Source organism: Vibrio sp. T11.5 (genome assembly GCF_027587155.1).
Lineage (GTDB): Bacteria > Pseudomonadota > Gammaproteobacteria > Enterobacterales > Vibrionaceae > Vibrio > Vibrio neptunius.
Window position 1 is genome coordinate 1 of sequence record NZ_JAPPTP010000037.1, and the last position, 25018, is coordinate 25018.

At 45.5% G+C, this 25018-nt stretch carries 23 protein-coding genes; 14 read left to right on the forward strand and 9 right to left on the reverse strand.

What is annotated here, in order from left to right; genetic code table 11:
- The first annotated feature begins 414 nt into the window (after window positions 1-414).
- A complete protein-coding gene (locus tag OH455_RS22150) occupies window positions 415-684 on the forward strand; it encodes a GIY-YIG nuclease family protein (RefSeq protein ID WP_333482731.1) in 270 nt (89 codons plus the stop codon).
- A gap of 80 nt (window positions 685-764) precedes the next feature.
- Here OH455_RS22150 and nadK read toward each other — a convergent pair whose 3' ends face one another.
- Window positions 765-1649 (reverse strand): NAD(+) kinase, encoded by an 885-nt coding sequence (gene nadK / locus OH455_RS22155; RefSeq protein WP_045978002.1) that lies wholly within the window; start codon window positions 1647-1649, stop codon window positions 765-767.
- Between the two features lie 144 nt (window positions 1650-1793).
- Here nadK and grpE point away from each other — a divergent pair, with 144 nt between their 5' ends.
- From grpE to dnaJ, 4 genes are all read left to right on the forward strand, one after another.
- Window positions 1794-2399, forward strand: coding sequence for a nucleotide exchange factor GrpE (grpE, locus tag OH455_RS22160; RefSeq protein ID WP_269982808.1), 606 nt, complete (start codon window positions 1794-1796; stop codon window positions 2397-2399).
- A 287-nt stretch (window positions 2400-2686) separates the two neighbouring features.
- A complete protein-coding gene (locus OH455_RS22165; protein WP_269982809.1) occupies window positions 2687-3964 on the forward strand; it encodes a dicarboxylate/amino acid:cation symporter in 1278 nt (425 codons plus the stop codon).
- 731 nt (window positions 3965-4695) lie between these two features.
- On the forward strand, window positions 4696-6609 hold the full coding sequence (gene dnaK / locus OH455_RS22170; protein ID WP_045974586.1) for a molecular chaperone DnaK: 1914 nt from the start codon (window positions 4696-4698) through the stop codon (window positions 6607-6609).
- 179 nt (window positions 6610-6788) lie between these two features.
- A complete protein-coding gene (dnaJ, locus tag OH455_RS22175) occupies window positions 6789-7937 on the forward strand; it encodes a molecular chaperone DnaJ (protein WP_045974587.1) in 1149 nt (382 codons plus the stop codon).
- Between the two features lie 42 nt (window positions 7938-7979).
- Here the strand turns inward: dnaJ and OH455_RS22180 are convergent, their stop codons facing one another.
- Window positions 7980-8417: a type IV pilin protein gene (locus tag OH455_RS22180; protein ID WP_269982810.1), complete on the reverse strand. Its 438-nt coding sequence runs from the start codon at window positions 8415-8417 to the stop codon at window positions 7980-7982.
- An 88-nt stretch (window positions 8418-8505) separates the two neighbouring features.
- On the opposite strand from OH455_RS22180, the gene OH455_RS22185 reads away from it, so the two are divergent.
- The 6 genes from OH455_RS22185 (at window position 8506) to tadA (ending at window position 13884) form a co-directional block, all read left to right on the forward strand.
- Window positions 8506-9012: a GspH/FimT family pseudopilin gene (locus OH455_RS22185; protein WP_269982811.1), complete on the forward strand. Its 507-nt coding sequence runs from the start codon at window positions 8506-8508 to the stop codon at window positions 9010-9012.
- Window positions 9013-9642 carry a PilW family protein gene (locus tag OH455_RS22190; RefSeq protein ID WP_269982812.1) on the forward strand — a complete coding sequence of 210 codons (630 nt, stop codon included), beginning with the start codon at window positions 9013-9015 and terminating at the stop codon, window positions 9640-9642.
- 1 nt (window position 9643) lies between these two features.
- Window positions 9644-10936, forward strand: a complete 1293-nt coding sequence (locus tag OH455_RS22195; RefSeq protein ID WP_269982813.1) for a hypothetical protein — start codon at window positions 9644-9646, stop codon at window positions 10934-10936.
- Window positions 10926-11357 carry a type IV pilin gene (locus OH455_RS22200; protein WP_269982814.1) on the forward strand — a complete coding sequence of 144 codons (432 nt, stop codon included), beginning with the start codon at window positions 10926-10928 and terminating at the stop codon, window positions 11355-11357. The genes OH455_RS22195 and OH455_RS22200 overlap by 11 nt, the downstream gene beginning before the upstream one ends.
- Window positions 11358-11632: 275 nt before the next feature.
- Entirely contained in the window at window positions 11633-13192 is a 1560-nt protein-coding gene (locus OH455_RS22205) for an AbgT family transporter (RefSeq protein ID WP_269982815.1), read from the forward strand.
- Window positions 13193-13374: 182 nt separating this feature from the next.
- Window positions 13375-13884, forward strand: coding sequence for a tRNA adenosine(34) deaminase TadA (gene tadA, locus OH455_RS22210; RefSeq protein WP_045974594.1), 510 nt, complete (start codon window positions 13375-13377; stop codon window positions 13882-13884).
- A gap of 43 nt (window positions 13885-13927) precedes the next feature.
- On the opposite strand, the gene OH455_RS22215 is transcribed toward tadA, so the two are convergent.
- Window positions 13928-14062: a hypothetical protein gene (locus tag OH455_RS22215; RefSeq protein WP_269982816.1), complete on the reverse strand. Its 135-nt coding sequence runs from the start codon at window positions 14060-14062 to the stop codon at window positions 13928-13930.
- A 207-nt stretch (window positions 14063-14269) separates the two neighbouring features.
- Entirely contained in the window at window positions 14270-15796 is a 1527-nt protein-coding gene (gene mltF, locus OH455_RS22220) for a membrane-bound lytic murein transglycosylase MltF (protein ID WP_269982817.1), read from the reverse strand.
- A 314-nt stretch (window positions 15797-16110) separates the two neighbouring features.
- Between mltF and purL the strand changes: the two genes are divergently transcribed.
- Both purL and OH455_RS22230 read left to right on the forward strand, forming a co-directional pair.
- Window positions 16111-20007 carry a phosphoribosylformylglycinamidine synthase gene (purL, locus tag OH455_RS22225; RefSeq protein WP_269982818.1) on the forward strand — a complete coding sequence of 1299 codons (3897 nt, stop codon included), beginning with the start codon at window positions 16111-16113 and terminating at the stop codon, window positions 20005-20007.
- Between the two features lie 428 nt (window positions 20008-20435).
- Window positions 20436-20786, forward strand: a complete 351-nt coding sequence (locus tag OH455_RS22230; protein ID WP_045974597.1) for a DUF3622 domain-containing protein — start codon at window positions 20436-20438, stop codon at window positions 20784-20786.
- Between the two features lie 63 nt (window positions 20787-20849).
- Here the strand turns inward: OH455_RS22230 and OH455_RS22235 are convergent, their stop codons facing one another.
- The 5 genes from OH455_RS22235 to purM all read right to left on the reverse strand — a co-directional run bounded on the left by OH455_RS22235 (window position 20850) and on the right by purM (window position 23829).
- Entirely contained in the window at window positions 20850-21041 is a 192-nt protein-coding gene (locus OH455_RS22235) for a DUF4250 domain-containing protein (RefSeq protein WP_045974598.1), read from the reverse strand.
- On the reverse strand, window positions 21041-21247 hold the full coding sequence (locus tag OH455_RS22240; RefSeq protein ID WP_045974599.1) for a YaeP family protein: 207 nt from the start codon (window positions 21245-21247) through the stop codon (window positions 21041-21043). Before OH455_RS22240 ends, OH455_RS22235 begins: the two co-directional genes overlap by 1 nt.
- Window positions 21248-21373: 126 nt before the next feature.
- A complete protein-coding gene (locus OH455_RS22245) occupies window positions 21374-22024 on the reverse strand; it encodes a tellurite resistance TerB family protein (RefSeq protein ID WP_269982819.1) in 651 nt (216 codons plus the stop codon).
- Window positions 22025-22143: 119 nt separating this feature from the next.
- Window positions 22144-22785: a phosphoribosylglycinamide formyltransferase gene (purN, locus tag OH455_RS22250; protein WP_269982820.1), complete on the reverse strand. Its 642-nt coding sequence runs from the start codon at window positions 22783-22785 to the stop codon at window positions 22144-22146.
- A gap of 3 nt (window positions 22786-22788) precedes the next feature.
- A complete protein-coding gene (gene purM / locus OH455_RS22255; RefSeq protein WP_206376737.1) occupies window positions 22789-23829 on the reverse strand; it encodes a phosphoribosylformylglycinamidine cyclo-ligase in 1041 nt (346 codons plus the stop codon).
- A 178-nt stretch (window positions 23830-24007) separates the two neighbouring features.
- Between purM and upp the strand changes: the two genes are divergently transcribed.
- A complete protein-coding gene (gene upp / locus OH455_RS22260) occupies window positions 24008-24634 on the forward strand; it encodes a uracil phosphoribosyltransferase (RefSeq protein WP_019275559.1) in 627 nt (208 codons plus the stop codon).
- The last annotated feature ends 384 nt before the right edge of the window (window positions 24635-25018 follow it).

Below are 25018 nucleotides of genomic sequence, written 5' to 3' on the forward strand. Positions count from 1 at the left end.
GACGAAGGAGCGAGTAGGGAAGCTCTGATTACATGCGACTCGCATTGAGAGCTCCCCAACTCTTTCGTACCTCACTCTTGAGGATGACGTTGTTCGTCATGGTGTAGTGGCGGTGAATTAGATATGTCATTCCATAGAGCGACGAAGGAGCGAGTAGGGAAGCTCTGATTACATTCGACTCGCATTGAGAGCTCCCCAACTCGTTCGTACCTCACTCTTGAGGATGACGCTGTTCGTCATGGTGTAGTGGCGGTGAATTAGATAAGTCATTCCATAGAGAGACGAAGGAGTAAGTAGAGAATTTCGTAAAGGCTCGCTCAATAGTTCTTTTTTCAAACTTTTTATTCAGAGAACTCATCTACTATTGGTGCTGCTTGGGGCTCGGTATAAGGAATTTATGTGAAACAACCTGCGGTGTATATATTGGCCAACCAGTCAGGGAACTGTTTGTACATTGGTGTAACGAGTGATTTAAAAGCAAGGGTATGGCAGCACAAGAATGGCAGTGTCGGAGGATTTAGCAAGCGATATAACATCGACTGTCTAGTTTACTATGAGCTTTTTCTTGATATCACAGACGCGATTTATAGAGAGAAGCAGTTGAAAAAGTGGAAGCGAAAATGGAAGGAGAATTTAATCGCGAAAACGAATCGGTGCTGGGTAGACTTATACGACTCTCTTTAAGAGATTCCTGACTCTGTCGTACCTCCTTCTCAGGAATGACAGAACAATTGAACTCGTTCTGTCACTAATCTATTGAATACTTAGAACAACTTACTTGACCAACCAAGCTTGTTTCTCAGTACATGGTAATAGCTGTAATCTTTCGGGTGGATCAAATTTAACGTATTGGGGCTTTGGTAAATATGAATTTCATCGCCCGGTGATACTGGTAGAGAAACTTGGCCATCACAACCCACTTCTTGAGTCCCTCTATTGTCTGGAGAGACAACCAGTTTAATACGACGTTTACTGTCTACAACTAACGGGCGGCTGGATAAAGTATGTGGAAACATAGGTACAAGAGAAATGGCATTTAGACTGGGTGATAAAATAGGCCCGCCGCCAGAAAGTGAATAAGCCGTTGAACCTGTCGGTGTAGAAACAATTAGCCCGTCGGCGCGCAGAGAAAAGGCGAAGCTTTCGTCTATATATACTTCGAACTCAATCATATGAGCTACTTGCCCTGGGTGCAGTACCGCTTCATTTAAGGCGGCGTTATGGCTCTTTACTTGCCCATGGCGGTGTACTTCGGCTTCGAGTAAAAAGCGTTCTTCTTCAAAGAATTCGCCATCAAGTACTTTTTTAAGTGCAGACTGAAAGTCTTCTGGATTGAGGTCGGTCAGGAAGCCAAGATTACCTCGGTTCACACCAATTACTGAGATATTGAAACGCGAGAGTACTCTTGCTGCACCAAGCATATTACCATCACCACCGACGACAATCGCTAAGTCTGCCGCTTTACCCAGTTGAATCAGGCTCGCAAAATGTTCATTTGGTATATCGTCTAAAATTTCCGCTAACCTATCGTCAATAAAAACCTGATACCCTTCCGATTGGAGCCAGATATAGAGCTCTCTATGGGTCTGAATGGCTTGCTGATCTCGGGGTTTACCGATGATGGCGATCACTTCAAAAGGCTTTTTCATAGGTTTTCCGCACTAAATAGGCTTGATTCGACAATCTTCATCCCCATAATAATGGCAAGTTAGCTATTTATGCGAATTTTTATGTACCGAAAAGCGATAAACGTGATGCTTTAGGTACAGATGGAATTAAATTCTGGAGATATCATGAGCAACGAAGAAAACAAGATCAAAGAAGAAGAACTACAGCAGCAAGACACTGCACAAGAAGTTGAAGCAGAAGTTGTAGGTACTGACGCTGATATCGAATGGAACGAAGAAACAGACCAAGATGAACAAGAGTCGAAGATTGCTCAACTTGAAGCGGCACTTCTATCGAGTGAAGCGAAAGTAAAAGAGCAACAAGACTCTGTTCTTCGTGCTAAAGCTGAAGTTGAAAATATGCGCCGCCGTACAGAGACGGAAATTGACAAGGCACGTAAATATGCACTGAACAAGTTTGCAGAAGAACTGTTGCCGGTTATCGACAACCTTGAGCGTGCAATTCAAGCTGCCGATACAGATAATGAAGCAGTGAAACCAATCGTTGAAGGTGTTGAGCTTACACATAAAACGTTCGTTGATACGGTCGCTAAGTTTGGTTTGAAGGAAATTAACCCGGAAGGTGAAGCGTTCAACCCTGAAATGCATCAGGCGATGTCTATTCAGGAGAGCCCAGATCACGAGTCAAACACGGTTATGTTTGTCATGCAGAAAGGCTATGAGTTGAATGGTCGTGTGATTCGCCCCGCGATGGTGATGGTGGCGAAATAACTGCTCCCCCCAGACTAGTGAAGTGAAAGAAAAGAGAGGTCAAAACCTCTCTTTTTTTATCTTGTCGAAACGTTGAAAATGACCAAATAAACGCATTGATTCAGTAAATTACATTGTGGTCAAAGTATATTCGAAAATTTATTTCCTATTAGAAATATGTAACATTATCGTAAACAATCGCTTTATTTTGTAACTTTTGTGTGTATTATGTGCGAACTCTGCCGCGTATTTAGGCGGAATTAACTATAAAATCATAAAATACAAACACAACATTCTGGAGATAAAGGATGGATAAATCGCTTTCAAGCAAGATATTTATAGGCTTGTTCGCTGGCCTGCTGATTGGTACTGCGATTCAGTACCTGTTTAGCGGAATTGCTATTTTTGATACTTACCTTCTAGGCGCAGCTGAAGGCGCAGGTGGTATGTTCGTATCTCTGATCAAACTTCTCGTTGTTCCACTGGTCTACGTTTCTATCGTATGCGGTATTGTAGATCTAAAAGACATCACTGCGTTTGGTCGTCTTGGCGGTAAAACTTTTGCCCTTTACATCTTTAACACCATCATCGCGATTACTGCGGCACTGACTGTTGGTCTTATATTCCAGCCGGGTGCTGACGCGAATCTAGCGGGTACGATTTCAGAAACGGTTAAGCTAACGACGACTGAAACACCGGATATCTTCTCACTGGTCGTTAACATCGTACCGAGCAACCCGGTTCAGGCATTCGCTAACGGTGACATGCTGCAAATCATTTTCATGGCAATCTTGACAGGTCTTGCTATTCAAGCGCTTGATTCACGCGGTGGCCCTGCGATCCGCACGTTCAAGATGGCTAACGAAATCATGATGAAGCTTGTTGGTCTAGTGATGAGCCTAGCGCCATACGGTGTATTTGCACTGATGATTCAGCTAGGTGCCACGCTTGATGCCAACACACTCATGTCTGTTGCAGGCTACGTCGCACTTGTTGTTTCAATGCTAGTATTCTGGATCTTCTTCTTCTACCCAATGGCAGTAGGCATTGCGACAGGGACTTCTCCAAAGACGTTCCTACGTGCAACTCGTGAGCAGATCCTATTTTCTCTATCGACAGCAAGCTCTAACGCTACGATCCCTGTAACAATGCGTACTCTAACTGAGAAGCTAAAAGTATCTAAGTCAGTAGCAGGCTTTGGTGTACCACTAGGTGCAACAATGAACATGTCTGGTGTTTCTATCTACATCGCACTAGCAACTATCTTTGTAGCGAACGCGTTTGGTCAGCCTATCAACACTGCTGATGTATTCACTCTAGGTCTAACTATCCTTCTGCTATCAATTGGCGCTGGTGGTGTACCTGGTGGTGGCGTGGTAATGGTCGGTGTTCTTCTTCACCAACTAGGTCTTCCACCAGAAGGTCTTGCAATCATCGCAGCAGTAGACCGTATCAATGATATGTTCTGTACTTCTTCTAACGTAGTAGGCGACACAGCTGTAAATACTATCGTTGCTAAATCAGAAGGTGAAATCGGTAAAGAAGAGGCAGAAGTAGAAGCACAACCTGCACAAGCGAATGCTTAATTTTTAAATGCTGATTATAGAAAGCGAGCCTCAGGGCTCGCTTTTCTCATTTAAGGACGCTCCGCTAAAGGAGTTGGGATGTGGGAACGCGTTGCTCCGAGATCGGGCTACGCCCGCGAGAATCGGGAACGGGCTCCGCCCTTCGAGAAAAGAGTCTTACGACTATTTCGGATTCTTCTGCTGGGTTGTTCCATAGATCGAGTAAGGGTTCGATTCGCTTTAAGAGATCCCCAACTCGTTCGTGCCTCACTCTTGAGGATGACGTTGTTTGGGATGGCCTGATGTATAAGCAGTCATTCCATAGAACGACGAAGGAGTGAGTAGGGAATCTCTATGTCTTCTCGGCTTGCTATCATAATCTCAGTTCACTCGACCCTTGTTCTTGAGGATGAAAGTTCTAAATAAAAGTAAAAGGGTTGACGAACGAACCTAGACCCTCAAAATCAATCCCGCATCCCGCATCCCGCATCCCGCATCCCGCATCCCGCATCCCGCATCCCGCATCCCGCATCCCGCATCCCGCATCCCGCATCCCGCATCCCACATCCCCAAATCTTTTTTAACTTTTTTTCACTTATTCCCTTGAAAACTCATTTGCAGCCCTTATCTATTGGGCATAAGTGAAGCAAACAAAATTATTTTAGTTTGTGAGTAAGGGTTGAAACCCTATTCTCCATCCCCACATAGGGGATATAGCAAAACGAAAATAGAATTTATTCGGAGATAGCCTGATGGGTAAAATCATTGGTATTGACTTAGGTACTACTAACTCTTGTGTTGCTGTTCTAGACGGTGACAAGCCACGCGTAATTGAAAACGCGGAAGGCGAGCGTACAACAGCATCAGTTATTGCATACACAGATGGTGAGACGCTAGTAGGTCAGCCAGCTAAACGTCAAGCGGTTACAAACCCAACTAATACGCTATTTGCAATTAAGCGTCTAATCGGTCGTCGTTTCGAAGACGAAGAAGTTCAGCGTGACATCGAAATCATGCCTTTCAACATTGTTAAGGCTGACAACGGTGATGCTTGGGTTGAGGCACAAGGCCAGAAAATGGCAGCTCCTCAGGTATCTGCTGAAGTATTGAAAAAAATGAAGAAAACTGCAGAAGATTTCCTAGGTGAGGAAGTCACTGGTGCAGTTATCACAGTACCTGCTTACTTTAATGACTCTCAGCGTCAAGCAACGAAAGATGCTGGCCGTATCGCAGGTCTTGAAGTTAAACGTATCATTAACGAACCTACTGCAGCCGCTCTAGCATACGGCCTAGACAAGCAAGGTGGTGATCGCACTATCGCAGTATACGACCTTGGTGGTGGTACATTCGATATCTCTATCATTGAGATTGACGAAGTTGAAGGTGAGAAAACGTTTGAAGTACTAGCAACTAACGGTGACACACACCTTGGTGGTGAAGACTTCGATAACCGCATGATCAACTACCTAGTTGAAGAGTTCAAGAAAGAGCAAGGCATCGATCTTAAGAACGACCCTCTAGCAATGCAGCGTGTTAAAGAAGCAGCAGAAAAAGCGAAGATCGAGCTTTCTTCTACTTCTCAAACTGACGTAAACCTACCTTACGTAACGGCAGATGCGACTGGTCCTAAGCACATGAACGTTAAAGTGACGCGTGCTAAGCTAGAATCTCTAGTTGAAGACCTAGTTCAACGCTCTCTTGAACCACTAAAAGTGGCTCTAGCTGATGCTGATTTATCTGTAGGCGACATCACTGACGTTATCCTAGTAGGTGGTCAGACTCGTATGCCTATGGTTCAAGCTAAAGTGGCTGAGTTCTTTGGCAAAGAAGCGCGTAAAGACGTTAACCCTGACGAAGCAGTAGCAATGGGTGCTGCCGTTCAAGGTGGTGTGCTTGCGGGTGACGTTAAAGACGTACTTCTACTAGACGTTACTCCTCTATCTTTCGGTATCGAAACGATGGGCGGCGTAATGACTAAGCTAATCGAGAAGAACACAACGATCCCTACTAAGGCGGACCAAGTGTTCTCTACAGCTGAAGACAACCAGAGCGCGGTAACTATCCACGTACTGCAAGGTGAGCGTAAGCAAGCGACTTACAACAAGTCTCTTGGTCAGTTCAACCTAGAAGGTATTCAGCCTGCACCACGTGGCATGCCACAAATCGAAGTAACTTTCGATCTAGATGCTGACGGTATCCTAAACGTATCTGCGAAAGATAAAGCGACTGGTAAAGAGCAGAAGATCACTATCCAGGCTTCTGGCGGTCTATCAGATGAAGAAATCGAAAAAATGGTTCAGGAAGCAGAAGCTAACAAAGAAGCGGACAAAAAGTTCGAAGAGCTAGCTACTGCACGTAACCAAGCAGACCAAATGATTCACGGCACTCGTAAGCAAGTTGAAGAAGCAGGTGAAGCGCTTCCAGCTGACGAGAAAGAAAAGATTGAAGCTGCGATCACTGAACTAGAAGAAGCGCGTAAGGGTGAAGACAAAGAAGCGATTGACGCTAAAGTTCAAGCTCTTATGGCTGCCGCTCAAAAGCTGATGGAAATTGCCCAGCAGCAAGCTCAGGCTCAACAAGCTGGTGCGGAAGCTGGTGAACAGCCTAAGCAAGAAGAAGACGTTGTAGACGCTGAGTTTGAAGAAGTTAAAGACGAGAAAAAATAATTCTCGATTCTGAGTTAACTTAAAGTAATATGCGGGCGTTTGGGGCAACTCATACGCCCGCCTGTTTGTAAATATAATGTCTTTCCAGATAAGTACTTTTGCACAAAGCCTTTATCTAGAGTGATACAAACACCAAGCGACAATCGGTCGTTTGCAGTAATAAATTGGTGACGAAGAACATGTCAAAACGTGATTTTTACGAAGTATTAGGCGTAAGCCGAGATGCATCAGAACGTGATATTAAAAAGGCGTACAAGCGCCTTGCAATGAAATTCCACCCAGACCGCAACCAGGGTGATGAGTCTGCTGCAGATAAGTTTAAAGAAGTAAAAGAAGCGTACGAAATCCTACTGGATCCTCAGAAAAAAGCAGCCTACGACCAATATGGTCATGCAGCCTTCGAACAGGGCGGCATGGGCGGCGGTGGCTTTGGCGGCGGTGCTGGTGCAGATTTCGGTGATATATTCGGTGACGTGTTTGGTGACATTTTCGGCGGTGGCCGTCGCGGAGGCGGTGGTCAGCAACGCGCTCAACGCGGGGCGGACCTGCGCTACAACATGGAATTGTCGCTAGAAGAAGCGGTTCGCGGTGTTTCAAAAGAAATTGAAGTTCCGACCCTAGTGAACTGTGACGTTTGTGATGGCAGCGGTGCGAAGAAAGGCTCGTCTCCTGAAACGTGTGGTACCTGTCATGGTCATGGCCAGGTTCAGATGCGTCAGGGCTTCTTTGCGGTTCAGCAAACCTGTCCTACCTGTCACGGTAAGGGCAAGATCATTAAAGACCCTTGTAACTCATGTCATGGTCAAGGCCGTAAGCAGAAGACTAAAACACTTAACGTTAAGATTCCTGCTGGTGTTGATACTGGCGATCGCATTCGTCTTTCTGGTGAAGGTGAAGCGGGAGAAATGGGCGCTCCAGCGGGTGACCTATATGTACAGGTTCATGTGAAAGAGCACCATATCTTTGAACGTGATGGTAACAACTTATACTGTGAAGTACCTGTTAGTTTCGCAATGGCTGCACTGGGTGGTGAAGTCGAAGTACCAACACTAGATGGTCGCGTGAACCTGAAAGTACCAACCGAAACTCAAACGGGCCGAATGTTCCGTATGCGCGGCAAAGGCGTCAAGGGTGTTCGTGGCGGTGGCGTTGGCGATTTGATTGTTAAGCTGGTTGTCGAAACGCCAGTGAATCTAAGTACGCGTCAGAAAGATTTATTGAAAGAGTTTGAAGAATCTTGCGGTGGCGAAGCGGCAACGAAGCACAAGCCAAAAGCCGAAGGCTTTTTCAATGGTGTGAAGAAGTTCTTTGATGATCTGACCAGCTAGCCTAAAAACGAGCAAAAAAGCCTGCTACTATGCAGGCTTTTTTTATGGCCAGCAGGTGGTTGGGCGTTGGTTGTTGCTCGCATCTAAGCTTAATTCGTTGGTTTTGTTTTCTACTAAGCAGACATCGAGATTTTGCTGAGTATCGGCTTGGGCGGTCGCTTTGATAATGTAAGCTGTATTAGCTCCACTAGTGATAGAAAATATGAACCGCCTTTGGTCAGTCTGACAAAGAGTGCATCGACCACCGGATAAAATGTGCTCCCATTGATATCTGCTGTTAAAGTTGGATTCCAACTCAAGTTGAATCCTAGCTAAGTCTGAAATCGCAGTGGCTCGATGAGATTGACGAACGAACTCCAAGTATTTGGGATAGGCAAAAATAGCTAAAGTGGCAATCACACTTGTCACCACCAACAATTCGATCAAAGTCATTCCGTTTAGACTTTGGTTGCACTGTTCGCAACGATTTTCACCAAACACTCCGAATCCCTCTTTTCTTTAGTGTCTTGTCATTGTTTCTTAATGTTAGCATCGAGCCAAGTATGGTTTTGCTCCTCTTTGGCTTTACATGGAAAATTGGGAAACACCTCGTGGCTTTACATTGGTCGAAACTCTGATCGTTCTATCGCTGGTTTGTGTTGCTGTATCACGAGTGATACCCAGCTTTGAATCTGTTTCTATGACCACCAAAATGACCAGGTTAGCGACTGAACTCAATGGTTTTGTGGTCATGGCTAAATCTCTTGCAGTCATGCGTCGGCAGCCACTATGGATCCATTTGTTAATCGTTAACGGTAGTTGGGAGTTGGAGCTAACTGACAGTGAAAAGGAGTATCAGGGTGAGGTATTAATGCGTTTGTCGGGAAGTTCATTTTCTGGGATAGAGATCGAGACGACTTATAGCTCAAATCAAATCAGTTTTGACGCCACTCATGGCCGACCTAAAAGCGGCCGATTCACTTTTTTTCCTCGCCAGCGTTCGCAGATGGCTCTCGAACTTAGAACACATTTTCGTTCCGCAATTGTACGAGTTTGTTCTCCAAGCTCAACCTATCTTGGCTACGAGGCATGCTGAGTGTTAAAACAAAGAGGAACAAGCTTAATAGAGTTCCTTATCTCTAGCGCTATCAGTGTTGTGACTATTGGTATGGTTATTGGCATGTTAACCCATCACAACCAGGTGAGCGTTCGTCGTGCTAACGAACTCATGCTAGTTCAAAATACCAATAGCGTTCTTCAAACGATGAAGCAAGATTTACATCGAGCGGGATATAATGGCAGTTTTAGCACAAGAGCGATTCTGTCTGGTGCAACACAGACTTACCATGTCAGGGGCGATAACCAAACGAGTCTCATCGCTTATGCCTATCTTTCAGGTGAAGTAGGAACAGAGCAAGCATACACTAACGTAGTGTATCAAAGAGAGACACAGTCTCCGGACCTTCTTAAGGTGTGTGAGAAAAAATTGCCATATGTCATGTCCGTTAATGAAGCAGAGAATTTTAACGTCCATTTTGGTAACACCTGTAACACCTTGTTTGATCGCCGCCGTATCGTGGTTGAGTCTTTTGCACTGGAGGTTGAGCGATTGTCTGGCCTTTCTTTGTCTTCGGCACTGGTGACTATTACACTCTCCACTAAACTTTCTACTCAGCCACAAGTCACCCAGTCGCTTGCGTTTACTATTAAGCAGAGGAATTGGTGAAATGAGGCGGCAACGTGGTGCATTTCTTATCCTTGTCACTAGTTTGTTACTTGCTGCGAGCTTGATGGTGATCATCGGCAGCTATAAAGGTGTGTTCTACCAGATAAAGCGTAGCCAAAACGAGATTGAGAGCCGTAAAGCTCACTGGCTAGCCGAGGGAGGCTTAGATTGCGCATTCGTCAATGTTTTAAGCAACGGGCGTATTCCGGAAGATTTGAGTCGTTGCAAACGCTTACTTGGGCTTGATGAACTTGAAATCGTCACAGGGAGACCACACACAATCCGAGCATCCAGTGGATACGTCACCTTAAGTAAGGCTTTTCTCCTTCCAGAGCTCAAGATCAAAAGTGCTATCACGGCCATCAATCATTTGTTGGTAAGCGGTGCGCTATACCTTTCGCCGCATCTTGGTACAAGAATATCTAAACAAGAATGGGCTTGTGTTTCGCTTCGGTATCAAGGTGAACTTTACGCTCAAAGTTATGCCACCAAGCCACCAAGGAAAGCGGTGGATGTTTCACGCTATTTTTCTTCAGATGATAAAAGCCTTCAGCCTCGTTGCCTCGAAAAAAATTATACGAAATTTGCATGGCAACTTTCTTCTACTCAGGATGACTTTATCCGACAAGAAGGGCTTGAACCCTTTAAGGAAGTTTTCGCTACTGCTCGTGATAATTGGTATGCAGTGATGACAGCGACCAATCTTTTTGGTTATGTGCCAGATTACTTAGCAAGTTCATTACCCGTAAACGCCAGTGATTTGCCTCTTCCTCAAATTGTCGAAAACTGTGGACAAGAGATCATAAAACTCGTTGAAAAGTCTCATGAGTTTATCTGGGTGTATGGAGGGTGTGATTTGATATCAGAAGAAGTCATAGAGATAAATATTGCTATCAGTACGCATTTGAAAAGTGGCTTGATTTTAGTGTTGCACAATGGAGCTGTTGCGGTGTCGGGACATCAAGCATTGAATGCGCTGGTTTATCATTTTATTTCTGATGCATCAGCACTTAAGAGCGCTGGCTTAGATAAAATGGAAAATGAAAGGCTATCCATAAACCTGATAAAAATCATGGGTAGATTTTCCTCTATTGCAAAAATTGAGGAGAGGCAGGTGAGTTACTTTCAACAGGGTAGCTTCTATCCGAATGGAGGTTTGATTTTAGATGCTCCGGACCACTATGCATTGATTGATGGCTCTCTCGATACTGAGTTCAAGCAAAGTGTGACATCCAGTCCAGCGAGAAAGCTTCATCCAACCTTATGGGTTCGGGGTGGTTGGTATGATTTCTAACCAATCTGGCTTGAGTTTCATCGAGGTTTTACTCACGTTATTACTGCTTAGCGGTGGCGCTTTCACTTTAGCTAAGCTTCATGTTGACGTCGAAGCGAAATCAGAGTGGGCGAATCATGCTACCAAGGCCCTTTACCTCGCAGAGTCAAAGCTTGAGCGATTTACTACTCATGGTGCAATGGTTAATCAGAAAATCTACCCATTTGAAGCCATTGATCAAGATCCCTGCTTTGCCCTTTCGGCTTGTCAACCTTCCTTTTCTGGCGAGCATCAAATACGTTGTCAATCTATGGCAAGGCCACAGAATGGTATTCAACTAAAGCTCATTACGGTAGAAGTTTGCTGGAAAAATCGTCATGGAAAAAAGCTATCGGTTGTATTGACGACATCAATTTCCAAATTCAATGAATTTAGTATGTAGTTTATTTTATATAGACAAATGCTATTAGTTTTTTACCTACAAACCTCCTCTATATTTTTCAAAATGGTTTCAGGTTTGTTTCAATTTATGGGTTTTGTTTGTTTTTATTTTGTTGCGAACTGATGGCTATTTTGCAAAATATGTCTCCATATATGGAAAAAATCATGGAATCCTGTGCTTTTAAAAGGGGGATTTAATAAAATATGGCGTTGATAAATAGGTCGTTGCCAACCTGACTACAGGCCTAAGACAACAACATCACATATGGAGTTACCATGAGTAACCAAGCTATAAAAAAAGCGCCATCGCTCAAGTCGAGTGGTATGGACCGCTTTCTTAATTTTATTGAACGTGCCGGCAACAAAATCCCAGATCCGGCTATTCTGTTCTTTTGGGCACTGATCATTACTTGGACAGCTTCAGCACTGCTCTCTAACGTAAGTTTTGACCTTATTAACCCCCGCTCAGGCGAAGCGCTTGCAATTAATAATCTTTTAACTGGCGAATCTTTAGCAAGCTTCTTAGCAAACATGGTGTCCACTTTTACTGGTTTTGCTCCGCTAGGTATTGTACTAGTCGCAATGCTAGGTGTGGGTGTCGCTGATTCTTCTGGCTTTATCACGACGGGCCTTAAGAAGATGCTCAACTTCACGCCAGCTAAGCTTCTTACTCCAATGCTTATTCTGGTGGCTATCGTATCGCATACCGCTGCAGATGCGGGGTATGTGCTGGTTATTCCTCTTGGTGGTATCATCTTCCACGCTGCTGGCCGTCACCCTCTTGCGGGTATTGCCGCTGCGTTTGCTGGCGTATCAGGCGGTTTCTCTGCAAACTTTATCCCTTCAGGTATCGATCCTCTACTAGCGGGCTTCACTCAGACAGCGGCGCAAGTTCTTGACCCTGAATACGTGGTTAACCCACTAGCGAACATTTTCTTCACTGGCCTATCTTCAATCATCATTGTTGCTATCGGTTGGTATGTAACTGAGAAGATCATTGAACCGCGCCTAGCGAACACGCCAATTGATGAAGACGCAGAGAAAGCACCAGATCTAGGTTCTTTCACTGAGCTTGAGTCTAAAGCGTTTCGTTACGCAGGTTGGGCGATGATGGTTGGTATCGCTGTTCTTATTGCTGCAATCATTCCAGAGAACTCAGCACTGCGTTCTCCTGAAGGTGAAATCACAGCGTTCTCAGCACCGTTAATGAAGTCGATCGTTCCATTGATCTTCATTCTATTCATCATCCCTGGTTACGTTTACGGCCGAGTGTCTGGCACGTTCAAGACAAGTAACGACATCATCAAAGCGATGGCGGACACTATGTCTACAATGGGCGCTTACATCGTAATGTCGTTTTTCTGTGCTCAGTTCCTATCAGCATTCGCGCAGTCAAACATAGGTACTATGCTTGCGCTATATGGAGCTCAGGGTCTGAAAGCGATGAACCTACCAGGTGAAGCTACGATCATCGGTATGATTCTACTAACAGCTTCTGTAAACCTTCTAATTGGTTCTGCATCTGCAAAATGGGCACTGATTGGTCCGATTCTCGTGCCTATGCTTATGGCTGTGGGGATCTCTCCTGAGCTATCGCAAGCGGCTTACCGTGTTGGTGACTCTGTATCGAACATCATTTCTCCTCTGATGGTGTTCTTCCCGTTAGTGGTGGTTTACTGTCAACGTTACGTGAAGTCGACGGGTATCGGCACGTTAGCATCACTAATGATGCCATTCTCGATTGCCATGCTAATTGGTTGGTCTATCTTCCTAGTGGCTTACTGGATGCTAGGTATTCCTCTAGGTATTCAAGCGCCTTACACATACACAATGTAAATACCGCTTACTATTTAGGTATTTGAAATTTGAAAGCGCTGGTCGAGAGACTGGCGCTTTCTTTTTTGTAGAGCAGGGAAGATTAGCTTGCGTTAGTTGCTCAGAGTCCAGCTTTTACTTCTTCCTTCATACGGGTAGAATTTGCTACCTCTAGTCGTTTACGCAGATAACCGGAGTTTTCTTTGTCAGAATCTCAATTTACCCCTGAAGATGAGTTTTTTATGTGCCGAGCTATGGAGCTTGCTGCTCAGGCCGAAGAAGAGGGAGAGGTCCCCGTTGGCGCTGTACTAGTCAAAGATGGTGAGATCATTGCGGAAGGATGGAATCAGTCAATTGGTCATCATGATGCGACGGCTCATGCTGAAATGCAAGTATTACGCAAAGCAGGCCAAGTACTGGAAAACTACCGATTGTTGGACACAACGCTATACGTCACCTTAGAACCATGCCCTATGTGCGCTGGCGCTCTGCTTCACAGTCGGGTTAAACGTATTGTTTATGGTGCCCCGGATCTAAAAGCGGGTGCGGCGGGAACAGTACTTAACTTGTTTGAACATCAGGCAGCATATCACTATGCCGATATTGAGCAAGGACTGATGGAAGAAGAGTGTCGAGGTCAACTTCAAGCGTTCTTTAAACGTCGTCGCAAAGAGAAGAAAGCGCAGAAACAGGCGAAGGGCTCAGAAGGGTAAGGTTCTCAGCAAACACCTGCATCTAGGTGTTTGCCTACTGGGTTTATGCGCAACTTAGCTGCATAAAAGCTCTGTGACGAGCAATGACTTTTTTCTTGTTGTTACTGAGCATTCTTTTTCGACGGTTGGCTGCCACCGTTTTATTAAGGCGTTTTGACTGCATTTTATGTCTACGCATAAAACAACCTCCTACTATGGGTTATATCTAGATTATTGCTTTCTTAATTGAAGGCACTGATTATATTGAGTAACTGATTTCTACCAGCTATTTGTTACCATTTTAATAATGTTTATGAAATAGCTATCACACGATATTATGTATGGGTGATTTAGTAGAATTCAAGTGCACAATCATTAAACAATGATTGTGCACTTGTACGCTTATTTATTCTTGAGTTGCTGATGCTGGTATAGCACCTGATGTGGCTTGATCTGAGAGCGTTGCATTCTCTAGTACTTCGATGACTGTAAGATCATCTGTGCTGACATCGCTACTGTCAGCGGGTTGCTGCTCGACATGCCCAATGATGCTCTGATAGTAGCGTCGGATGTTTTCGACGTAGTTTCGCGCTTCGTCACCGCGGGCGTAACCATACCGAGTTTGGCTGTAGTATTTTTTCTGGCGCAACAACGGCAAGCGATCTTTCACATCCGCCCAAGAATCCGGGTTGCCACCTTGCTTTTTGGTTAGTCTCCTTGCGTCCATCATGTGACCATAACCGACGTTGTATGAGGCAAGGGCAAACCAAATCTTTTCATGCTTATCGATGGAGTCTGGGATGCGTGAAACCATACGACGTAAATAGTCAACTCCGCCTCTTACCGACTGCTTTGGATCGAGTCGATTGGTTACTCCGACACTTTTAGCTGTTGGCAGAGTCAGCATCATCATGCCACGTACTCCTGTTGGGGACTTAGCGAGCGGATTCCAATGCGACTCTTGATAAGCTAAAGCAGCCACCAAACGCCAGTCAAACTCTTCTGAATACTGTTTAAACAGTGGTGCCCATTGGGGAAGTTTTGAATTGAGTGCACGGATAAACGCGCGCGTATCAACGTAATCGAAGCTGCCAATATGGCCAATATACTTTTCTTCTAATGATGCGAGGTGACCAGATTGTTTGGTGTAGCCAAAGAATTCGATCATCAATGCATACAAGCTTTCGTCCTCTGAGCGTCGCACAAACCAAGAAATAGGCTGGTCTTCGGTTAGCTCAAATGCAAGAGCAATATCAGGGTAGATACGTTGAGATAGGGATACTTCGACGGAGTCGGCGACAGTAAACATCAAATCACCGTCAGAAACTTGCTTAAGCAGATCATTCACCTCTGCTTCAGGATCAATTTCAAACGCGAAGTCAGGATGTTGTTCTCTTTTGATGGCATTGAGTGTCTGTTTAACATGTGAATCACTGATAATTTTCAGAATGGGCAGCTCCTCTCCATCATCGCTAAGCGTAGGCTGAAGGTTAAGGAGTTGCTCTAGGTTACGTGGGCGCCTGTGACCTTTTTTATACACAACCTGTTGGCTAACGTAATAGTAAGCAGGTCCGGGTCTGAATCGCTCCATTCGTTCAGGAGATTGAGTCAAACCAGCGGCAATAATGTCGATTTCACCTTTGGCCAGTGCAGGGTAGAGTGATGAGATACGATAGGCTGGTTTCATTTCCAATTGCACACCAAGTTCATTGGCGAACTCGCGAGCCAGTTCGTAATCCAAACCCGCAGGGCCATCAAGACCGATATAGTAGGACAGTTGGTTATTAAGAGTTCCGACACGTAACACACCTCGTTCACGTATCTGGTCCAAATCACTTTTGGGCTCTGACTCAATCTGACAGCCGGATAACATCAATACCGAAAACAGCAAGGCGCTGATTGACGTCCAACGATTCAAGTAATGCTTCTTCATTCACATCATTCTCATACTTCCAGTAGGGCATTTATATCAAAGTGTCATAACAAGGCAAGACAATCAGAGCGACTTCGAGTTAAAGATTTAAAAATAGGATTTTTGCTGTAATTCAAATTTGACGAAAAAAATGACGCAAACGGTTGCTTTTGGTGTTACATCACAAAAATAATTCCTTTATAATGCGCCAGCAAAGAAGAGGTGGAATCGGCATAGGTTTTTATTTCTTAGGGAATAGCATCAAATTTATTTTTTCTAACCGACTGAATTTATTCCAATATCACCTTAATCAATTGCATAAGAGACCTAAGCGCATGAGAATTTTTCGTGGCTCCCCAGCTCTATCTGAATTTCGTGTTAACAAGCTTCTCGAGCTTTGTCGTGAATTGAGCCTTCCTGTGACTGGCATTTACGCAGAGTTTGCCCACTTTGCTGAACTGTCAGCGGATCTAGATGTTCAGGAAGTTGAAAAACTAGAAAAACTCCTGACTTACGGTCCGACAATTGAAGAGCACGAGCCAGAAGGCCTTCTTCTGCTAGCTACTCCTCGCCCTGGTACTATCTCGCCTTGGTCTTCAAAATCGACTGATATTGCTAATAACTGTGGTCTAGATAAAGTCGTTCGTCTAGAGCGCGGTACGTCTTATTACATTGAAGCTTCTGCTGAACTGACAGAACTGCAACTCGTCGAGCTTAAGGCAATTCTTCATGACCGCATGATGGAAGTGGTTTTCACTGACTTGGAATCTGCACAAGCACTTTTCCAAGTGGCAGAACCTGCACCAGTCGCGGATGTTGACTTACTAAATGGCGGACGTGCTGCGCTTGAAAAAGCAAACGTTACCCTAGGCCTTGCGCTTGCCGATGACGAAATCGAATACCTTTACGATGCGTTTGTGAACAAGCTAGATCGTAACCCAACAGACATCGAACTGATGATGTTTGCACAGGCGAACTCGGAGCACTGTCGTCACAAGATCTTTAACGCAGACTGGACTATCGACGACGTTAAGCAAGAGAAGTCTCTGTTCAAGATGATCAAGAACACATTCGAAACCACACCAGAAAACGTCCTGTCTGCGTACAAAGACAACGCAGCAGTAATGGTGGGTTCTGATGTTGGTCGTTTCTTCCCGAACCCAGAAACTCGCCAGTACGGTTACAACCAAGAGAAAGCGCACATCCTAATGAAGGTGGAAACGCACAACCACCCTACGGCTATCTCTCCTTGGCCGGGCGCTTCGACTGGTTCTGGTGGTGAAATCCGCGACGAAGGCGCAACAGGTATTGGCGGTAAGCCAAAAGCCGGTCTTGTTGGTTTCACAACATCTAACCTACGCATTCCTGGTTTTGAACAGCCATGGGAAACAGATTTCGGTAAGCCAGGTCGCATCGTTAACGCACTAGACATCATGCTAGAAGGTCCACTTGGTGGCGCTGCGTTCAACAACGAGTTTGGTCGTCCAAACCTACTTGGTTACTTCCGTACTTACGAAGAGAAAGTGAACTCTCACGCCGGTGTTGAGGTTCGTGGTTACCACAAGCCAATCATGATCGCTGGTGGTATGGGTAACATCCGTGACGAGCACGTACAGAAGAAAGAGATCCCTGTGGGTGCAAGCCTAATCGTACTTGGTGGTCCTGCGATGAACATCGGCCTTGGTGGCGGTGCCGCATCTTCAATGGCGTCTGGTCAATCAGCAGAAGATTTAGATTTTGCTTCAGTACAGCGTGAAAACCCAGAGATGGAACGCCGCTGTCAGGAAGTGATCGACCGTTGTTGGCAGCTTGGTGAAGAGAACCCAATCGCATTCATCCACGATGTGGGTGCGGGCGGTATCTCTAACGCACTCCCAGAGCTTGTAGACGATGGTGAACGTGGCGGTATTTTCCAACTGCGTGATGTACCAAATGACGAACCGGGCATGAGCCCACTTGAGATCTGGTGTAACGAATCTCAAGAGCGTTATGTAATGGCAGTTGCGCCAGAGAACATGGAAGTATTCGATGCGATTTGTAAGCGTGAGCGCGCACCATACGCTGTAGTCGGTGTGGCAACGGAAGAGCGTGAACTGAAACTTGAAGATTCACACTTCGAAAACACGCCGATCGACATGCCAATGGGTGTGCTTCTGGGTAAGACGCCTAAGATGCACCGTGATGCAAAAACACTGAAAGCGAATAACCCAGCAGTTAACCGCGACGGTATCGAACTAAACGAAGCTGCAGAGCGCGTGCTACGTCTACCAACGGTTGCTGAGAAAACATTCCTTATCACTATCGGTGACCGCACGGTAACAGGTCTTGTCGCGCGTGACCAAATGGTTGGCCCTTGGCAAGTTCCTGTAGCGAACTGCGCAGTAACAGCCGCAAGTTACGACACTTACCACGGTGAAGCAATGTCGATGGGTGAGCGTACACCAGTTGCTCTACTAGACTTCGGAGCTTCGGCTCGTCTAGCAGTGGGTGAGGCAATCACCAACATCGCAGCGACAAACATCGGTGATATCAAACACATTAAACTGTCTGCAAACTGGATGTCTCCAGCCGGTCACCCAGGTGAAGATGCTGGCCTTTACGAAGCGGTTAAAGCGGTGGGTGAAGAGTTATGTCCGGCCCTTGGTCTAACTATCCCAGTGGGTAAAGACTCAATGTCGATGAAGACCAAGTGGGAAGAGAATGGCGAGCAGAAAGAAGTAACCTCTCCACTATCTCTTATCATCACAGCGTTTGCTCGTGTTGAAGATGTACGTAAGACAATCACGCCTCAGCTTCGCACTAACAAGGGTGATACTTCGCTAGTTCTTATCGATCTAGGTAATGGTCAGAACCGTCTAGGTGCAACAGCGCTAGCACAGGTTTACAAGCAGCTTGGTGATAAGCCAGCTGATGTAGACAACGCTGCACAACTAAAAGGTTTCTATGAAGGCGTTCAAGCACTTGTTGCGAACGACCAAGTAGTGGCTTACCACGATAAGGGTGATGGCGGTCTATTCGTTACTCTTGCTGAGATGGCATTCGCAGGTCACTGTGGTGTTAAAGCGAACATTGAAGCACTGGGCGAAGACGCACTAGCAGCGCTATTTAACGAAGAACTAGGTGCGGTACTTCAGGTTAAGAACGAAGATTTAGACGCTGTACTTTCAACGCTAGCAGCAAATGGCCTAGAAGCGTGTTCACACGTAATCGGCTCTGTAGAAGCATCTGATGAGCTAGTGATTACTTCTGGTGAGAAAGTAGTTCTTGAGCGTAACCGCACTGAACTACGTACGATCTGGGCTGAGACAACGCATAAGATGCAAGGTCTACGTGATAACCCAGCTTGTGCTGACCAAGAGCATGAAGCGAAGAAAGACAACTCGGACCCAGGTCTGAGCGTTAAGCTAAGCTTCGATGTGAACGAAGATATCGCTGCTCCATACATTGCGAAAGGTGCTAAGCCTAAGATGGCAATTCTGCGTGAACAGGGTGTTAACTCTCACGTTGAGATGGCAGCAGCATTCGACCGCGCTGGCTTTGAAGCGACAGATATTCACATGAGCGACATCCTAACGGGTCAAGCGGTTCTAGAAGAGTACCAAGGCCTAGTGGCTTGTGGTGGTTTCTCTTACGGTGACGTATTAGGTGCGGGTGAAGGTTGGGCGAAATCTATCTTGTTCAACGATCAAGCTCGCAACCAGTTCCAAGGCTTCTTCCAGCGTGAAGATACCTTCTCTCTAGGTGTGTGTAATGGCTGTCAGATGCTATCGAACTTGAAAGAGCTAATTCCAGGTGCAGACCTGTGGCCACGATTCGTTCGTAACGAATCTGAACGTTTTGAAGCACGTTTCAGCCTAGTGGAAGTTCAAAAGTCTGATTCCGTATTCTTCGACGGTATGACAGGTTCTCGTATGCCAATCGCTGTTTCTCACGGTGAAGGCCGCGTAGAAGTGCGTGATGCTGATCACCTAGCCGCGATTGAATCATCAGGTACGGTAGCAGTGCGTTACGTGGATAACCATGGCAATGCGACTCAGCAATACCCGAACAACCCGAATGGTTCGCCAAACGCCATCACAGGTCTAACAACTCAAGATGGCCGCGTAACTATCATGATGCCGCACCCTGAGCGTGTATTCCGCACAGTCGCGAACTCTTGGTCTCCTGAAGGGTGGGGCGAGAACGGTGCTTGGATGCGTATGTTCCAAAACGCACGTAAAAACATCGGCTAAACGCTAAGAGTGTAGAAAAAAAGATGTTAAGCGCAGATCGAGAGGTCTGCGCTTTCTTTGTTTAGAATCGGGAACGGGCTACGCCCTATGGAACGCTTTGCTACGGGAACGGACTATGTCCTATGGATCGCTTCGCTACGGAAGCTGACTACGTCCTCGAAATGTGAGGACGTCATTCCATAGACCGAAGAATGAGGGAGTAGGGAATCTCTGTTAGTTTTCTACTCGTTTTGTGAGATCCCCAACTCGCTCGTGCCTCACTCTTGAGGATGACGTCATTCCTCGTTCTTAGGGATGGTGCAATAAATTATTAGTGCCTCATTTAAAGAAACTATTGGCCAACAGCCACTTTTTGCGCTCTAATACCGCGCTTGCCAAGGGATGGCTAAATCCCTCGATACTCTATTAGAATCCCTTAGGAAATGAATATGTCGAACAACAAAAAATTTGCCATTCGTGTGACTGAAAAGCGTAATGGTTGGTGTGCAGAAATTACTCGCCAAGTGACATCACGTAAAACATCTGTATCTAAGCGAGAAGCAGGTTTTGAAACTGAAGCTCTAGCGCAAGAATGGGCGGAGAAAGAACTAGCAGGTTTTATTCAAAACCAAGCGGTACGTAACGAACGCAAAGGTGAAGCACGTAAAATTCGTGTTGAACGTGAAGAACGTCTAGCTCAAGAAGCCGCTGAAAAGAAAGCACGCTATGAAGAAGCGAAACGCGCAGCAGCAGCGCAAGCTGAACTTGACGATGAAGATGATTTCTTCGAAGAAGAGTAATAAATCGTTATTCAATAAAAAACCGCCAGCGAGGCGGTTTTTTTGTATCTAATCAACGGCAGATTAACGGAACTGACCAGCTTCAGGTAAGAAATCAAAACCAGCAGAGGCTAACTTGGTTTCTAGCGCTGATTTATCTATGTCAAAGAAAGCAACAAGCTTGTCTAAGTCACCGCCGAAGTCATCGCGTAGCTTCATGTTGACAATGCTCATTAGCATTATTGGATCCATCGTCTCAAAGTTCACCAAGTTCATTATTTATCCTCGAAATCTGAAATCAGCAGATTCGCTGCTGCAAACGCCGCTTTGTCTCTTACATGTTGCGATAGACTAGTATCCGCTGCAATATCGTTTAACGCTCGTAGTGAACAAGCAATCGCTTTAGGTACATAGGCTTGGTCGCCACTGCCGATTTGCGCGTAGAGTTCGCGGACCAAGTCGCAGCAATCATATACTTTCATATTGTTAACCTAATAATTAAATGAGAACTGCTCTCAAATATACACAGGCTGCCAATGAAACTCAAAGCAGCGGTTTGTTCTGGCTCAAACTCTGGGCTGAGCTGCTGGATCTTTATTCGCTTTGGCTTAGTTTTGCAGTTGTTGTTCAAGCTGGAAAGTTACTTCTGGGGCAAGTTGTAACTGCTTGGCTAACTCCTGCAAATAGGCTTTCTCCATGAAATTTTGTTCATCGACAACAATTAGAGATGCGAGATAAATCTCTGAAGCTTGTTGTGGTGACTTAGCGAGCCGAGCAATTTCGCTTGGATCGAGAGGTTTGTTAAGCTCATTGTGTAGCATGGTTTGTAACCCAGTATCCGCACCTGCTTCTTTCAGTGTGGACTCTATGCGCTGCATTTCTTCTGCATCGACATGACCATCTGCTTTTGCAGCGGCAATCATCGCTTTGATTATTAACTCGTCATGGATATTGTCATTTGAATTAAAGGTTTCTTGTGGAGATGCTGTAGGCTGCTTAGCTTGATAGTCGTTGTAGACTTTGTAAGCCAATGCGCCAAGCGCAGCGACGCCACCAATCTTTAGCGCGTTTTTGCCGACTTTTTTACCCATCTTTTTGCTCTTCTTCGAACCCATTAATAGGCTCACTAAGCCACCACCCACGGCTCCTGCGCCTAAAGACTTTAGAGTGTTTGAATTGGATTGCTGCTTAAGCTGCTGTTGCCCTTTTTGGACAATGTCTGAGCTAAGGGCTTGATTGAGTAGGCTTTTAAGATCCATACGTTACCTCCGTCATTTTTGTCAGGATAAGGTAGCGAAGATGAATAGAGGATTAACAGTCGTAAAGAAAAAAGACGAGCATGAGCTCGTCTTTGTATTTGATCGGGTTTAGTAGCGTATTAGTCTTCTGCGTGACCGTGGATTCCAAGCAGCTTACCATCGAGATAGGCTTCTTTTTCATCCTTCATGATCAGGCGTTCTTCAACTAGCCACTGTACGACCAGAGGATAAATTTTATGTTCTTGCGTCTGAACACGTTCGGTTAACGTCTCAACTGTGTCTTCGTCGAAGATAGGCACTTTAGCTTGTAGGATTACCGGGCCACCATCCAGCTGTTCAGTAACAAAGTGAACACTGGTGCCGTGTTCTTCATCTCCAGCATGAATGGCTCGCTGGTAGGTGTTCAGACCTGGGTATTTTGGTAGTAGAGAAGGGTGGATATTGATCATTCGACCTCTGTAGTGGCGAACGAATTCACCACTTAAGATTCGCATGTAACCCGCGAGTACAATCACATCTGGCTTGTATTCATCAATCTGCTTCATCAATTCATGATCAAACGCGTCGCGGGTATCGAATGACTTTGGGTCCAAAGAGTGTGCGGCTGCGCCCGCTTTCTTAGCTCGCTCTAAACCATAAGCTGTTGCTTTGTTTGAAAAAACAGCGGTCACTCGGCCAGTACTGATCTTGGTTTCACAAGCATCAATAATCGCCTGTAAGTTCGAACCATTTCCTGAAACTAAAACAACAATACTCTTCATAATTTATTTGATCTCTACTTGTTCTTCATCCGCATTGGCATCGGCGATTTCACCAATAACCCATGCTTTCTCGCCTTCTGCTTCAAGCAATGCTACTGCAGCGTTTGCTTGTTCTTTTGGCAGCGCAATCACTAGACCAACACCACAGTTGAATGTGCGGTACATTTCATGAGTTGTCACATTGCCTTTTTCTTGCAGCCAGTTGAAGATCACTGGCCATTGCCAGCTATTGCCATCGATAACGGCTTTGGTGCCTTCAGGCAGTACGCGAGGAATGTTTTCCCAGAAACCACCGCCAGTAATGTGGGAAATAGCATGGATGTCGTGCGCTTCAATCATTTTAAGCGCAGACTTAATGTAAATTTTTGTTGGCTCTAGTAAGTGCTCGCCAATGGTACGACCCGCTAATTCTTCGTTTTTGTCCGCGCCTGATACTTCTAGGATCTTACGAATCAGTGAGTAGCCGTTTGAGTGAGGACCACTTGAACCAACTGCAATAAGTGCGTCACCTGCCGCGACTTTGCTGCCGTCGATAACGTCTTCTTTCTCAACCACACCGACACAAAATCCAGCGACGTCATAATCTTCGCCTTCGTACATGCCCGGCATTTCAGCGGTTTCACCGCCAATTAGGGCACAGCCAGCTTGAATACAACCATCTGCAATACCAGTAACGACATCGGCAGCAGTGTCTACATCCAGTTTGCCTGTTGCGTAATAGTCTAGGAAGAATAGCGGCTCAGCACCTTGAACTATCAGGTCATTAACGCACATTGCGACAAGATCTATGCCGATGGTGTCATGTTTGTTCATATCCAGCGCAAGACGCAGTTTTGTCCCAACACCGTCAGTACCCGAGACAAGTACTGGCTGCTTGTATTTTGTTGGTAGCTCACACAGAGCACCAAAACCACCAATCCCCCCCATTACTTCAGGGCGACGAGTGCGTTTAACTGCACCTTTGATTCGGTCTACAAGTGCGTTACCAGCATCGATATCTACGCCAGCGTCTTTATAGCTAAGAGAAGTGTTATCAGCACTCACAAGCAAGTCCTCAGTTTGAAAGTTGGATATGAAATCGGCGCTATTCTAACAGCGGACAAAGCAATATAGCAAACGTTTGCGCGAGTTTTTTCTTTTGTCCTAGCGCAAGAAATTGAGAACGAAATCGTTTATAATCCGAAGGTTTGTTTAAAAATCACCTATGTATCCGGAGATGGAAATGAAAGTTGTTGAAGTAAAACACCCTCTTGTTAAACATAAACTTGGTCTAATGAGAGAAGGTGAGATCAGCACTAAGCGCTTTCGTGAGCTAGCAACTGAAGTTGGTAGCCTACTGACTTACGAAGCCACTGCAGACTTTGAAACTGAGAAAGTAACCATTGAAGGTTGGAATGGTCCAGTAGAAGTAGACCAGATTAAAGGCAAGAAAGTAACGGTTGTGCCAATCCTGCGTGCAGGTCTTGGCATGATGGATGGTGTTCTTGAGCATATGCCAAGCGCACGTATCAGTGTTGTTGGTATCTACCGCGATGAAGAAACACTAGAGCCAGTACCATATTTTAACAAGCTTGCTTCAAATATGGATGAGCGTATTGCTCTGGTTGTTGACCCAATGCTAGCGACTGGTGGTTCGATGATCGCTACGATCGATTTGCTGAAAGAGAAAGGCTGTAAGTCTATCAAGGTTCTTGTGCTTGTTGCTGCTCCAGAAGGTATTGAAGCGCTAGAAAAAGCGCACCCAGATGTTGAACTGTTTACTGCAGCTATCGATGAGAAGCTAAATGACAAAGGCTACATCGTTCCTGGTCTTGGTGATGCTGGCGATAAGATCTTCGGTACAGTATAAGCTGAGACGCTAAGTGAATTATAAGAGGAGCCTAACGGCTCCTCTTTTTGTTGTCTGGAACGGACTGCGTCCTATGGAACGCTCTTATGGATAACGGGAGCGCTTCGCTTTTGGAAAGCGGGAGCGGGCTTCGCCCTACTAGGGACAAGAGCAAGGTGATATTTCGTCATTCCCTAGACTGACGCAGGAAGGAGTAGGGAATCTCAATAAGTCAGCGACTAGCTTGAAGAGATCCCCAACTCGTTCGTACCTCACTCTTGAGGATGACAAGCTAACCTTTGAAATAAAAAAAGGGTTGACACAAAATGCCAACCCTCGAAAATTTCTCCAGCTCTCCAGCTCTCCAGCTCTCCAGCTCTCCAGCTCTCCAGCTCTCCAGCTCTC

What these genes read in the sequence shown, in the direction of transcription:
- grpE (WP_269982808.1), top strand. Translation starts at nt 1,794, where the DNA reads ATGAGCAACGAAGAAAACAAGATCAAAGAAGAAGAACTACAGCAGCAA.
- OH455_RS22235 (WP_045974598.1), bottom strand. Translation starts at nt 21,041, where the DNA reads ATGAACTTGGTGAACTTTGAGACGATGGATCCAATAATGCTAATGAGC.
- OH455_RS22230 (WP_045974597.1), top strand. Translation starts at nt 20,436, where the DNA reads ATGTCGAACAACAAAAAATTTGCCATTCGTGTGACTGAAAAGCGTAAT.
- upp (WP_019275559.1), top strand. Translation starts at nt 24,008, where the DNA reads ATGAAAGTTGTTGAAGTAAAACACCCTCTTGTTAAACATAAACTTGGT.
- OH455_RS22205 (WP_269982815.1), top strand. Translation starts at nt 11,633, where the DNA reads ATGAGTAACCAAGCTATAAAAAAAGCGCCATCGCTCAAGTCGAGTGGT.
- nadK (WP_045978002.1), bottom strand. Translation starts at nt 1,649, where the DNA reads ATGAAAAAGCCTTTTGAAGTGATCGCCATCATCGGTAAACCCCGAGAT.
- dnaK (WP_045974586.1), top strand. Translation starts at nt 4,696, where the DNA reads ATGGGTAAAATCATTGGTATTGACTTAGGTACTACTAACTCTTGTGTT.
- OH455_RS22240 (WP_045974599.1), bottom strand. Translation starts at nt 21,247, where the DNA reads ATGAAAGTATATGATTGCTGCGACTTGGTCCGCGAACTCTACGCGCAA.
- dnaJ (WP_045974587.1), top strand. Translation starts at nt 6,789, where the DNA reads ATGTCAAAACGTGATTTTTACGAAGTATTAGGCGTAAGCCGAGATGCA.
- OH455_RS22215 (WP_269982816.1), bottom strand. Translation starts at nt 14,062, where the DNA reads ATGCGTAGACATAAAATGCAGTCAAAACGCCTTAATAAAACGGTGGCA.
- OH455_RS22185 (WP_269982811.1), top strand. Translation starts at nt 8,506, where the DNA reads ATGGAAAATTGGGAAACACCTCGTGGCTTTACATTGGTCGAAACTCTG.
- OH455_RS22195 (WP_269982813.1), top strand. Translation starts at nt 9,644, where the DNA reads ATGAGGCGGCAACGTGGTGCATTTCTTATCCTTGTCACTAGTTTGTTA.
- OH455_RS22200 (WP_269982814.1), top strand. Translation starts at nt 10,926, where the DNA reads ATGATTTCTAACCAATCTGGCTTGAGTTTCATCGAGGTTTTACTCACG.
- purN (WP_269982820.1), bottom strand. Translation starts at nt 22,785, where the DNA reads ATGAAGAGTATTGTTGTTTTAGTTTCAGGAAATGGTTCGAACTTACAG.
- purL (WP_269982818.1), top strand. Translation starts at nt 16,111, where the DNA reads ATGAGAATTTTTCGTGGCTCCCCAGCTCTATCTGAATTTCGTGTTAAC.
- OH455_RS22245 (WP_269982819.1), bottom strand. Translation starts at nt 22,024, where the DNA reads ATGGATCTTAAAAGCCTACTCAATCAAGCCCTTAGCTCAGACATTGTC.
- OH455_RS22165 (WP_269982809.1), top strand. Translation starts at nt 2,687, where the DNA reads ATGGATAAATCGCTTTCAAGCAAGATATTTATAGGCTTGTTCGCTGGC.
- mltF (WP_269982817.1), bottom strand. Translation starts at nt 15,796, where the DNA reads ATGAAGAAGCATTACTTGAATCGTTGGACGTCAATCAGCGCCTTGCTG.